Origin of the sequence: Anabaena catenula FACHB-362, from assembly GCF_014698735.1 — a bacterium.
GTDB classification, from domain to species: Bacteria; Cyanobacteriota; Cyanobacteriia; order Cyanobacteriales; family Nostocaceae; genus Anabaena; species Anabaena variabilis_A.
Genome location: NZ_JACJTQ010000033.1, coordinates 1 through 13,289, shown reverse-complemented (window position 1 = coordinate 13,289; position 13,289 = coordinate 1). Strand labels below are relative to the sequence as shown.

8 protein-coding genes are annotated in these 13,289 nt (G+C 43.2%); 4 read left to right on the top strand and 4 right to left on the bottom strand.

Annotated elements, in window-relative coordinates:
• Positions 1-111: 111 nt before the first annotated feature.
• A complete protein-coding gene (locus H6G68_RS19015; protein WP_190908043.1) occupies positions 112-732 on the bottom strand; it encodes a UbiX family flavin prenyltransferase in 621 nt (206 codons plus the stop codon).
• A gap of 17 nt (positions 733-749) precedes the next feature.
• Positions 750-3,104 carry a ribonuclease R family protein gene (locus tag H6G68_RS19010; RefSeq protein ID WP_190908042.1) on the bottom strand — a complete coding sequence of 785 codons (2,355 nt, stop codon included), beginning with the start codon at positions 3,102-3,104 and terminating at the stop codon, positions 750-752.
• A 1,176-nt stretch (positions 3,105-4,280) separates the two neighbouring features.
• On the opposite strand from H6G68_RS19010, the gene H6G68_RS19005 reads away from it, so the two are divergent.
• Entirely contained in the window at positions 4,281-5,069 is a 789-nt protein-coding gene (locus H6G68_RS19005) for a hypothetical protein (RefSeq protein WP_190908041.1), read from the top strand.
• A gap of 78 nt (positions 5,070-5,147) precedes the next feature.
• Here the strand turns inward: H6G68_RS19005 and clpP are convergent, their stop codons facing one another.
• Positions 5,148-5,753, bottom strand: a complete 606-nt coding sequence (clpP, locus tag H6G68_RS19000; protein ID WP_127054511.1) for an ATP-dependent Clp endopeptidase proteolytic subunit ClpP — start codon at positions 5,751-5,753, stop codon at positions 5,148-5,150.
• A 649-nt stretch (positions 5,754-6,402) separates the two neighbouring features.
• Between clpP and H6G68_RS18995 the strand changes: the two genes are divergently transcribed.
• Together H6G68_RS18995 and H6G68_RS18990 are read left to right on the top strand one after the other, a co-directional pair.
• On the top strand, positions 6,403-6,558 hold the full coding sequence (locus H6G68_RS18995) for a hypothetical protein (RefSeq protein WP_177176118.1): 156 nt from the start codon (positions 6,403-6,405) through the stop codon (positions 6,556-6,558).
• Positions 6,559-7,006: 448 nt separating this feature from the next.
• The gene (locus tag H6G68_RS18990) at positions 7,007-9,106 is read left to right on the top strand and encodes a thioredoxin domain-containing protein (protein ID WP_190908040.1); all 2,100 of its coding nucleotides are present in this window, start codon (positions 7,007-7,009) and stop codon (positions 9,104-9,106) included.
• 383 nt (positions 9,107-9,489) lie between these two features.
• On the opposite strand, the gene glgP is transcribed toward H6G68_RS18990, so the two are convergent.
• Positions 9,490-12,054, bottom strand: a complete 2,565-nt coding sequence (gene glgP, locus H6G68_RS18985) for an alpha-glucan family phosphorylase (RefSeq protein ID WP_190908039.1) — start codon at positions 12,052-12,054, stop codon at positions 9,490-9,492.
• Between the two features lie 1,125 nt (positions 12,055-13,179).
• Between glgP and H6G68_RS18980 the strand changes: the two genes are divergently transcribed.
• On the top strand, positions 13,180-13,289 hold a 110-nt coding region (locus H6G68_RS18980; RefSeq protein WP_339327873.1), incomplete at its 3' end, for a helix-turn-helix domain-containing protein.

Here is a 13,289-nt window from a genome sequence, read left to right as displayed (position 1 = left end):
AAGCGACTGTCAAGTTTTGATGATTAAAGATATACTCCAGAACTGCATTTAACCCCTTTTAACAGTTATCAGTAAACAGTGATAGCTGATAACTGATAACTGATAACTGATTTAACGATGACCTTGCCAGCGCTGGATGGGAATACAGTCAATATCCAGTTGATCTAAGGCACGGGCTACTACAAAATCAACTAAATCTTCAATGGTTTGGGGATTGTGATACCAGGCAGGAATAGCGGGGACGACTCTCACTCCTGTTTCTGCTAAGGTTGTTAAGTTACGCAGGTGAATCAAGCTAAAAGGAGTTTCTCTGGGAACAACAACTAGCTTGCGTCCCTCTTTAATCTGGACATCGGCAGCCCGTTCTAGTAAATCGGAACTCAAGCCAACTGCCAGTTTTGCTACTGTACTCATGCTGCATGGTATAATGATCATCCCTAAAGTCCGAAAGGAACCGCTGGCAATACCAGCCCCAACATCACTCCAAGGATGACAACGCAGTTTACCTGATAGTGGCACTCCGGCTTGTTCTCGCCAAAACTGCTCTTGTCCTTCGGGGTCTGCTGGCATTCGGGTTTCCTGTTCTGCTTGCCAAACCATGTAAGTTGATTTGGAAGCCACTAGTTCAATCTTATACTCTGCTTCAAGAAGAAATTTAAGAGCGCGAACGGCATAAATCAGACCTGATGCACCGGATACGCCCAAAATTAGAGGTTTTGTGTCATTTGGCACGCTATTATCCAGAATATTTACTCGTCATCAGCATAGGGATCTAAGTCAAGAGATTCAAGGTCATTTTGTAAGTAAATGTCTGATATATCTTGATTGACTGCACCAATTCCCAAATTTTTGGCTACACCATCAGCACCAACAGTGACTAAATCAATTTGCTGGCGGTAGTAATCGACACTCTTTACTTGTACAGCAACGCGATCGCCTAATCTATAGGAAGCGCGATTTTTACGCCCAAATAGAGCCTGCTGTCTAGCACGATATTCGTACCAATCATCTTTGAGAGAACTGACGTGTACTAGTCCTTCTACCCGCAACGGTGTACCTAGCTGGGAACCAATTTCTAATTCGGCGGCTGGGACTTCGATTTCTACAAAGAATCCGTAAGATTGTACACCAGTAATCACGCCAGGAAAAACTTGACCAATTCGCTGTTTCATGAGTTGGGCTTTTTGCAGTCCAGCTAAATCCGCTTCGGCTTCTTGGACTTCTTTTTCTCTGTCATTAATCTGGACAAGTACTCTAGTTAAATCACTTTGGAGTTCTTGTTGTAACTCTGGAGGGAGAACGTTCCAGTTAATTTCCGCATGACTGGAGGAGTGACGCAGGTTCACACGCTCTTTCACACGGGTGTTGCGGCGATCGCGTCCGTATTCTAGTAGTGAATGGTATACCCTTTGCATGAGTAAATCTGGGTAGCGCCGCAGGGGAGAGCTAAAGTGGAGATACTGTGTTAGAGCCAAACCAAAGTGAGAACCTTTAGTTGTGCTGTATACAGATGGCTTGAGGGTATCTTGCAACAAATAGGTAAGAACTTGCTCAGATGGTGATTCTGCAAAAGCTCTAGTTAAGTGTTGGTAATCTAAGGGTTGGATATCCACATCTGGATCTAATGTCAACTCCACACCTAAATTAATTGCCAGTTTTAGCATTTCCTGAACATCTTCGGTATCAGGTGTGCCTTGGACTCGCCAAATGGCAGGAACTCCCAAAGCGCTGAGGTGATCTGCGAGCAGTTGATTTACTAATAGCACCAACTCGGTTAAGAGCGATCGCACAGGTAAATCATTCACTACCACAGCCCCCATCACTCCCTCATCATAGTAGGGATTTTGACTGGGTGGTAGATTCAACTGCAAGCTACCACGAGCTAATCGCGCTTGTTTGGCGGCTTGTGCCAAACTTTCTAAGTCCTGTAAGATCTCGATACTCTCAGCAGTTACTTTTGTTGATTTACCTGTGAGAATCGCTTCTGCTTGTTGTTTACTTACAGCCTTATCTACATTGATCACACTAGGTTGAATTTCCCAGTCCAACACTTCTCCCGATTGGGGATGAATTGTGATCACAAAGGATAGGGCCAAGCGATCGCTACCAGGTGATAAAGAACAGCGTTCTGCTACCGCATCTGGTAACATCGGCAGAATTAATTCTCCTAGATACACTGACTTTCCGCGCTTAAGCGCCTCTCGATCTAAAGGTTCATCAGGTTGGATGTAGTGGGAAAGATCCGTAATATGAACAACTAATCGCCAAGGTTTGTTTGGTATTTTTTCCAAACTAAAAGCATTTTCTACTACACGGTCATCTCCATTTACCCCTTCAATGGTCAGAGTAAACAAATTACGTAAATCTACCCGATTTTTTAAATCTGCTTTGAGAAGCTTTTTAGGTAATTTAGCGGCTACATCGAGGACATTATCAGGAAAATTACGTGACAGATCATGCTTACAAGTTACTAAATCTATATCAGCCGCAGCTTCAGCATCACTACCGAGAATTTGCACTACTCGACCCAAGGGTGGATACTGAGCCAATGGATAACGCAGGACTTCTACATGGGCCAAGTGATCGAGGGCTTGATCCAATTTCATGCCGTTTGTGAGCAGTTTCAATTCAAACAGCAGACGATCATCCAAGGGGACAGCCCGAAAACCGCCTTCAACTTGCTTAATTCGTGCCAGCAAAGTGTGATTTGAACGCTCCAGAATTAGCTTCACTTCACCTTCAGGTGAACGGCGGCGACTACCTTCCTTGAGAACTCTGACCAAAACGCGATCGCCATTCCAGGCATTACTCAAATGGCTTTCCCGGATGTAAATATCCTCAGATCCTTCCACATCTTGAATCGCAAAGCAAAATCCCTTACTAGAGCAACGGAGTTTTGCTTCAATTAACCCCTCTTCTGTCACCCGGCGGTACTTACCCCGTTCCTTCACCAACAGCCCTACTTTTTCCAGCACCTCCAAAGCAATGTGAAGTTTTTCTAGACTCTCTTCATCCTCACAACCGAGTTTCTTTTCCAAGACTTTACGAGCTACCAATTTATCATCGGTGAAATTGGCAAGGAGTGTAGCGATTGAAAATTCCATGCAGTGAACCGACCTTTGGTCAAAACATCATTTTTTGAGGACACTTACGTGCGGAGGTTCCCCCCCGTTGATCAGCCAGCACCGTGGGTTTCCCGACTTGAGGAGCCACTGCGTTGCTCTGGTCTAGAGAGTTGTAGCAAGTGGCCTGTGACTGGCGTTAAAGTGTCTGTTGTTTAATCTGGTTCTTCCCTGTATACCCTCACGGATTACAGAAGACATTTGCTACAAACGAATTATCTGTACTCCTGCGGAGAAGCAAGCTATGCGTAGCGTCTCGTAGAGAAGGCAAGGCTACCGAAGATCCTCTCAGAGTAAACCTCTGCTCGGACTTCTCACTGCACGACACTCTCAGAATCTGTCTGGTTTAAACTTTCTTTACCTAAGCAATCTTACAAAGCACTCCTGACACTCAATTTTGCTCCACCAGGTAATTACGCTATGGGTTTTTGAGAGGATTGGTTTAGAGAACTCTCCATCATACCCAAAAAGCTCATACCTGCGGGAAACACAGGTGTTTGATTGTCTAGACTAAAGGTAATTTTCCACCATAAGAATCTGAATTTTAACTAGGAGAAACTGCCGATCAACCCAATTTTCCCATATGTAGAATCGGTAACAATTAGGTAAGCAGCTTAACAAGCCGTGAGGGCGAACCTTATCCTTATCATTGTAGATTTAGAGCGCACTTCCAGAAAATACTTTTAGATATCGAATTGGGTAATTAGTATAGCATTGAAAGGAAGAACACCCTAAGTTACTCAACAGTAGCCAAAAAGTATCGGCTCAAAAACCGGCTGCTGCTACAATCGTGACAGATGATCATACCGCGAAAAGTACCCTGAAGTCCCAGGAGGAACACTAAAATTAAAGTGACTCCCGACCAGAGTTTTCAGTGAGAATGAAAGGATGTAACCTGTGTACACAGAAGACATCACGAAGGACGCGGAGAGAGGGAGACACGGGGACACGGGGACAGAAATTGGACTCAGATTGTAACCCCACCTAAGTTCAAGCGTCTAAATCGAAGATTCACACGGGGTTTTATACCCCTGGAACTTTCGTTCCCGGCACGGGGCATCAGATGCATCAAACGCTCCGCGTCTTGAGCGTCTCCGTATCCCCGTGTCATCTTCGATCAACCGAGTAATTAAACAGATTTAGATTGGTGGCACTATTATGTTGGCTCAATTCCAGAGCTTGTATCCTAACGGCAGTATTATCTCGGAATTATTACAAATTTTTCAAGGAAAATATATCGTCCGAGTGACTGTGCAAATTGAAGGCATCACCCGCTCCACTGGTATGGCAGGAGCAGAAACCGTAGAAGCAGCTGAAGACCAAGCCAGAAACAGGGCGCTCATGGTCTTGGGAATCACTAATGCAACTGAGGGAAAAGGTACATTTACCCCAAAACCAATTTCCGCAGTGCAGGTAAATCCCTCTTTAAATCCCTCAACTGTCCCACCTGAGTCTGGCCAAGCCGCTAAGGATGTTGTCAGTAATCAATGGTCAACAGTCAACAATATAGAAAAATCTACACCTGATACCTACAACCAAGCTTTAGGTCAAAGTTTTCCAGAACATACTACTAGAGAACAACAACTTGATCCCCCTGGGGAAAGCTTAAAGATATTATCAGATCAAGAATCTGACCATTACCCCTTACTAGGAATGACTCCTAGTAATGTCACACCATTTACCCCACGCAGTTATTCTCCTCCAGAAGATGTTGGTGTGCCGTTAGGTATAGGAACAAGAAAGAGAAAAAATGAACCAGTTAATTTATCTGATGTCATTGCCCAAACAGATGTCCAAATAGAGCGTTTAGGCTGGACTAAAGAACAAGGAAGGGAATTTCTCAAAAAAACCTATGGGAAGCTAGGGCGCTCTTTACTCAGTGAAGAAGAGTTGCTAGATTTTCTTAACTACCTCAAATCTCAACCAGACCCCATTGCTGGATTTTAGTAGAGACGCGGGGATGGGGAGATGGGGAGATGGGGAGAAATAATTACCCCCTGCCCCCTGCACCCTGCACCCTGCCCTCTACACTACAGCCATTGGACGACTACCCGCAGCGTGACGATCAATCACTTGGTCAATTAAGCCATATTCCTTAGCTTCTTCAGGAGACATGAAGAAGTCACGTTCAGTATCTTCAGCAATACGCTCAATTGGCTGACCTGTGTGATCAGCTAAATAATCATTTAGCCTTTTTTTGTGGTATAAAATTTCCCGCGCCTGAATTTCAATATCAGTCGCTTGTCCTTGAGCGCCACCTAAAGGTTGATGAATCATAATCCGCGAATGGGGTAGACTCATTCGCTTACCTTTAGCACCAGCACTGAGGAGGAAAGCGCCCATACTAGCCGCTAGTCCAGTACAAATAGTACAGACATCAGGGCGGATATGCTTCATGGTGTCAAAAATCCCCATCCCCGCCGTAACCGAACCACCGGGAGAATTGATGTACATATAAATGTCTTTCTCCGAGTCTTCAGCATCTAGAAACAGTAATTGGGCAACAATCAAGTTAGCAAGACTGCTATCAACCTGTTGTCCCAAAAAGATGATGCGCTCACGTAACAGCCGTGAGTAGATATCGAAGGCGCGTTCGCCTCGACCCGATTGTTCAATAACGATAGGAATCATGGACAGGTGCTTGTAGCTATTTTCCATTTATTCTATCGATGTCAATGGCTGATTGTGTTTAGACAGGCAAATGAATATTGGGAAAAATCTTGAGAACTAGAGAATATCAGTGTTTATTTCTCCATAATCAGTTCTGAACAAGCATATTCATCACACCAAACTATCTAAAATTTAAAATCTAAAATTCTTTGTCCAATGATTCCTTGATGGTACAAGCCCCCGGATTTATCCGTGGGATCAATCTAAAATCCAAAATTCCCAAGCCCCGGATTTATCCCTGGGGTCAATCCAAAATCTAAAATCCAAAATCTAAAATTCTTTGACGGACACTTTTTTAGTGCGACAAGCGTCTAAGTAGCTATGGTCATCTGAAAAGAGGGCTGAATAACAGGAAGATTAAATCCGATTCTGCCTCTTATGCCCTTAGCTACCTCTTACCCTACACCTCTAGCTTGCCTTTATTGGAAAAATGTAGATTTCGATGACTCGAAATTATTTTTCAGGTATTAGTAACTTTTTTCACATTTTTCAAACTTGTTCTGGTTAATTATCCGGACATATTCGTCAAATCTGGTAAATCGAGAATATGAGGTGTATTTAGAATAACTAGTCTTACTTGAAATGCTATCAATTAAGAGAGAGAAGTAATATGCTGGAAAGACTTATACAAGCTGCTTTGATTACCTTTTTACTGCACTTGACAGCCGGACTCAATACTAGTACTCGAATTCCGGCTAAGGGTGTATCACCTATGTCTGAAATACCAGCGTCAGTCATCGGTTCCACGTTTAACTTTTTGAAATAAGCTCATCAACTTTGAAATTGCATATCTCAGAAAAACTCTTGTGGTGTGGGCATCTTGCCCACCCTAATTATGCAAGTTAAATGTCCAACGACTTAACGAAACTTCATCAATTGCCTGGGGATCGGTGAGATTCTTCTGCGCTGCCTGTTCTCTCTTTTCCTCACTAAGTAGGTGGGCGTTAAAAAATATGAGAGATAGACCTAACTCGCCAACCCCCTGATACCGTTTCACTTGATGATTGATACAAATGGACAGAGGCACAGACGCGGAGATTCATTGGAAACTGTAATTAAGTAAATTGATATTACAACCTCTCCCTAGCTCTTTCTTCAGAGGAGAGAGGAAAGGAAAAACTTTTGTTGCGCGAAGGCGGATGCAAAGCCATGAGGCGAACATAATATGAAAAGGTTAGACTGAGCAAAAAAGGTAATTACCTGCTCTTACCCTGATGACTAATCGCCTTGCTGAAGCCAAAAGCCTCTATCTCCGCAAACACGCCGAAAATCCGATTGACTGGTGGTCTTGGTGTGATGAAGCACTTGCCACTGCCAGGGAACAAGATAAACCAATTTTTCTCTCCATTGGTTATTCTAGTTGCCACTGGTGTACGGTGATGGAAGGAGAAGCTTTTTCTGATTTAGCGATCGCTGAATACATGAATGCCAATTTTCTCCCCATTAAGGTAGACCGGGAAGAACGACCTGACCTGGATAGCATCTATATGCAGACTTTGCAGATGATGAGTGGTCAAGGGGGTTGGCCGTTAAATGTTTTTCTATCTCCAGATGATTTAGTACCGTTTTACGCGGGAACTTACTTTCCTGTAGATCCCCGCTATGGTCGTCCTGGATTTTTACAGGTTTTACAAACTTTACGTCGTTACTACGATACAGAAAAAGAAGAATTGCGCCAACGTAAAGCGTTGGTTGTTGAGGCATTGCTGACATCTGCGGTATTGCAAAACAGCAATACTCAGGAGACTGAAGATCATGAATTATTGCTCAAAGGTTGGGAAACTAGCACGGGGATCATTATTCCTAAGCAAGTTGGTAATAGTTTTCCCATGATCCCCTACGCTGAATTTGCATTGCGCGGAACTCGGTTTAATTATGAATCTCAGTATGATAGACAGCAAGTTTGTACTCAACGGGGATTAGATTTAGTACTGGGTGGGATTTATGATCATGTCGGTGGTGGCTTTCATCGCTACACTGTTGATCCCACTTGGACTGTCCCCCATTTTGAAAAGATGCTTTATGACAACGGTCAGATGATCGAGTATCTGGGAAATTTGTGGAGTGCGGGAATACAGGAACCAGCTTTTGAGAGGGCTGTCGCTGGGACTGTCAAATGGTTGCAACGAGAAATGACTGCACCAACTGGTTACTTCTATGCTGCTCAAGATGCGGATAGTTTTACTCATCCTACAGCGGCAGAACCAGAGGAAGGCGCTTTTTATGTTTGGCGTTACAGCGAATTAGACCAACTGTTAACATCGGCAGAACTAACGGAATTACAACAAAATTTTACGGTTACGGCTAACGGCAACTTTGAAGGACAAAATGTTTTACAAAGATTGCATCAGGGTGAACTGAGTCAAACGCTAGAAATCTCTTTGAGTAAGTTGTTTGCTGCTCGTTATGGTTCTACACCTGAGACGTTAACAACTTTTCCACCAGCACCAGACAATCAAGAAGCAAAAACAACCGAATGGCCTGGTCGTATTCCGGCGGTGACGGATACAAAAATGATTGTGGCCTGGAATAGCTTGATGATTTCGGGTTTGGCTAGGGCTGCTGTGGTGTTTGGACAACCAAGCTATCTGGAATTAGCAGCAAAAGCGGCAAATTTTATCTTAGATAATCAGTTTGTAGATGGACGTTTCTACCGACTTAACTATCAGGGTGAAGCAAGTGTTTTAGCTCAATCTGAAGATTACGCTTTTTTTATTAAGGCATTACTGGATTTACACCAAGCTTCTTTGAGACAAATTGATTATATTTCCACTCAGGACTCAGAACTTAGTACTCAGTACTATTGGTTAGAAAAAGCTGTTGCTCTCCAAGAAGAATTTAACGAATTTCTCTGGAGTGTAGAACTAGGTGGTTACTTCAACACAGCTAGTGATAATAGTCAAGATTTAATCGTCAGGGAGCGCAGTTATATAGATAATGCTACACCTTCAGCAAATGGGATCGCGATCGCTAATTTAGTTCGTCTATCCTTATTGACTGATAATCTGCATTACTTGGATTTAGCTGAACAAGGTTTGAGAGCGTTTAGAGGTGTAATGAATAACTCTCCCCAAGCTTGTCCTAGTTTATTTACAGCTTTGGATTGGTATCGTAATTCCACCTTGATTCGGAGTAACCGTGAGCAGCTAACATCTTTGATCCCCAAATATCTACCAACTACCGTCTTGGCAATGGTATCAGAGTTACCAGAAGGAAGCGTTGGTTTAGTGTGTCAAGGCTTGAAATGTCTTCCCGCCGCAGGGAGTGTGGAAGAGTTACTTCTTCAGGTGCAGCGCAGTCAAATTAGAATGTAATGGCAGATGATAGGTGACAGGTGACAGGTGACAGGTGACAGGTGACAGGTGACAGGTGACAGGTGACAGGTGACAGGTGACAGGTGACAGAGTTGAAAGTCTCTTTGTCTCTAGGTTTTATCATTAGTTCATGTCCTAATCACCTTGGCGGTTGCTATAATGGCAGCCGATACAAAAATGAAATACAATGAAGGGCGGGAAAACCCGCCCCATAGAGACTTTGCGATTTAAAACTTGACTTTACAGAGCTTAAAATCGCTATATACAGCAACGGACAGGGCGGTTAGGACAGCAACTGATTATAAAACCTAGACAGCAAAAGACTTTTCAGACTGTCACCTGTCACCTGTTCCCTGTCACCTGCTATATCGGACACAAAATGCTTACTCAGCCCAAGCGATTAACCTGGGTTCATAAGGACTAGCGAGGTGTTGGTTCTGGGGTAACACACGCAAAGACAAGCCCTGCAAACCAGAGGTGGTGTAAGTGATACTTCCTGTGTAAACGCTTAATCCTTCACTATCCTGACCTTGGTAATCCATCACCACTGGGACAGCATTGACAATATCGCCATTAGCATCAATAGAACCTTGGTAAAGTTCTACTTGCACATCATCATTTTTCAAAGTTGCTAAATCAACCTTAGCTTTTACCGCTACAGTTTGATTGACTTTAAGTTCTGAGACTGCGGAGACATCAACATCTTTGATTCTGATGTTAAACCAGTGTTCACCTAGTTTTGCTTTCCAATCGGCTAATTCTTTAGCTGGGGCGTAATTATCAACAGTTAGGGTATGATAGCGATCGCTTGCGGGGAAATAAGCCCGTTGTGCATATTCTCGCACCATCCGTGCTGTATTAAAAAACGGACAATTTAAACGGATGGCATCCTTCATTTTTGCCACCCAGGGACGAGGTAAGCCATCACCGTCCCGATGCTCATAAAATAAAGGTACAACTTCTTTCTCTAGCAATTCATAGAGAGCGTTGGCTTCTACCTCATCTTGGTAATTGGGATCTTCGTAATTTTCACCATGTCCAATCGCCCAACCAGTACGGACATAATCAGCTTCATCCCACCAACCATCTAGTACGCTTAAATTCGGCAATCCATTCATTGCTGCCTTCATACCGCTAGTACCAGAAGCTTCACGGGGACGACGAGGGGTATTTAACCAGATATCACAACCTGCCACCATCAACCGGGCGATGTGGATATCATAATTGGGAACAAACACGACGTGTTTTTCTAACTTCTGTTCGCGGATGAAGTGATTGATATCGCGGATCAATTCTTTACCAGGGATATCTTTGGGGTGTGCTTTCCCCGCAATCACAAATTGGACTTTGCGATCTTTGTTACTTAGCAAAATCTGCTTAATTCGTTCTAAATCGCGCATCCACAGAGTAGCGCGTTTGTAGGTAGCAAAACGACGAGCAAAGCCTATGGTTAAAACTTTGGGGTCAAGTACTTCTTGGGATAGGGCGATTTCGGAAGCAGAAGCACCGCGATCGCGCAAATGCTTCACTAAATGCTCCCGGACATACAAAATCATGTCTAAACGGCAGCGTTCGTGATTGCGCCATAATTCCTCATCAGGAATAGCCTCCATCCGTTCCCACAACTGACTATCTGGTGGTGCTGATGACCAGTTTGGGCCTAGATAGCGATCGTACAACTCCTGAGTTGACTTAGCCACGCAACTCCGAGCATGAACACCGTTAGTAATGGCAGTAATCGGCACTTCTTCAACGGGGACTTTTTGCCACAGACCTTGAAACATTTGCCGCGAAACTACACCGTGTAGTTGTGCCACACCATTAGAAAATGTTGCCATCTTCAGCGCCAGCACCGCCATACTAAAAGGCGCAGATAAATCCCCAGTATTTTCTCGCCCCAGTCCTAAAAATTGTTCTTTAGGTAAGCCAAAAATATCAGCGTAATATCCCAGGTAGTACAAAACTTTGTCGGGCGCAAATAAGTCAATTCCCGCTGGAACTGGTGTGTGGGTAGTAAAAATATTACTGGAAGCGACTACCTGTTTGGCTTGAGCATAACTCAGCCCCTCTTCCTGAATCAAAAGGCGGATACGCTCTAGGGCGGAGAACCCCGCGTGACCTTCGTTCATGTGGTAAGCAGTGACCTTATAGCCCAAAGCTTTGAGCATTTGTACACCACCAATACCCAGCATAATTTCTTGGTGGATACGCATATCGATGTCACCACCATACAGCTGGTCAGTGATATCGTGGTCATAAGGGTTGTTAGGTTCAATGTTGGTATCCAGCATATACAGGGGTACAGTTCCCACCTGTACACGCCATACTCTGGCATATACCTTACGTCCTGGATAATCTACCGCAATCCTTAGCTCAGAGCCATCAGGATTACGTTCCAAGTGCAAGGGCATATTATAAAAATCGTTGATGAGGTAGCGTTCTTGCTGCCAACCATCAGCATTTAGATACTGAGCAAAGTAACCTTGTTGGTAAAGTAAGCCCACACCCACCAGAGGTAATCCCAAATCACTAGCAGATTTGAGATGATCCCCTGCTAATACACCCAAACCACCGGAATAGACAGGTAAACAGTCTACCAATCCAAACTCAGCAGAGAAATAAGCATAGCATTCCTTACTTTGCTGAGGACGTTTTTTTTGATACCAGGTGCGCTCTTGTAAATAATCTTCTAACTGACGAGCAGCTCTATCCATTTGCGCCAGGAAGCCTTCATCTTCGACAACTTCCAAAAGCCGCCCTTGGCTGATAGTCCCCAGCATCAACACTGGGTTATGATGGCTCGATTCCCATAAATCGGGGTCTAAACGGCGAAATAGGTCTTTGCTCTCAACATTCCAATCAAAGTGCAGATTGTATGCTAAATTCCGCAGTGGTTCTAGTCGCTGCGGTAGTGAAGGAGATACGTTGAATGTGCGAATTGGCTGCATAGTGTGACAAAAATTTAAATTAAGCTATGGTTATTGTTTACCGTCTTTCTCCAATGTTGCCAATTCTTTATACAATGTTTGTGAATTTATGATGACTTTCTTACGCATTGAGAAAAATTCTGCCAGGCGTTGCTAAACCTTACACCAAAACACGTTATCGGTCTATAGGTTTGCTTCGTTCGTATTCCTAACTTAGTAAAATTTAATTTTTCCGTGATACTTGTATACTGTGATATACGCCAATAGATTTACCTTTAGCACTGCATTAATCAGTGGTTTGACCTGCGGATTTCCACTACCAACTACTGGATCAACTACCCAAAAAATTTCAAAAAATTTTAATTATTTCTTAATAAATAAAGATTGCTAACTATTAAGATTCCTCATACTCTAGAAACTCTTTGCCAGAAAGTCGTCATAGCCGTCGGGGAAGCGCTTACTTGTTTACACCAATGGTGAACTTCAATGTCATGGCTGAAGTGGGTGACGCTCGACCTTAAATTTTTGACAATTAAAAAACCATATCAAAATCCAACCAACAATCATTACATTATGAACTAGGCAAAACGTAATTATACGTATTCAGCGGCTTGGTATATGTACTCTTGTTAAAAAAAGTTTGTTGATATCAGTTTTTGCAGAAAATTTTTAACAGATCACAGTCTTGAAAGTCTGCTAAAAAATCTGTTTTATGATGCCTATGGCTGTTGTAAGAGATACAGTTTATGTCTATCGCTACCTGGCAACTACTATGAATAGTTAAGCAAAATTATTTACAGATCTTATTTGCTTGTGTACCTTATCCAATTAAGGATGCGGAATTTGAAAATGTTCAATTAATTTTGCACAGGTAATGATGACCAAAGTATGGAAATAGTCAGAAGCAGCATAACAACAGGACTTACTCACAAGTAACGAAAAACTACGTAACGTTAAAGCGTTATCCTTGCAGAAGAGCTACGCTAACTCGCAGCGTGCCGGAGATATAACCTTAAATAGCACGTAGCGTTCCGTAAGGGTTAATGAACAGTAGCTGAAAAGCTAACAATTACTACCAATTACTCACTTATGCTCCCCGGCAAAGTCATCAGCTATTGTGACTGTATTGGGATTTTGTTGTAAAATATGTTCATGCTACTAGGATTCAAGACCGAACTCAAGGTAAACAAGCAACAACGTCTACTACTGGCACAACACGCAGGAGTAGCTAGACACGCTTGGAATCAAGGTTTAGC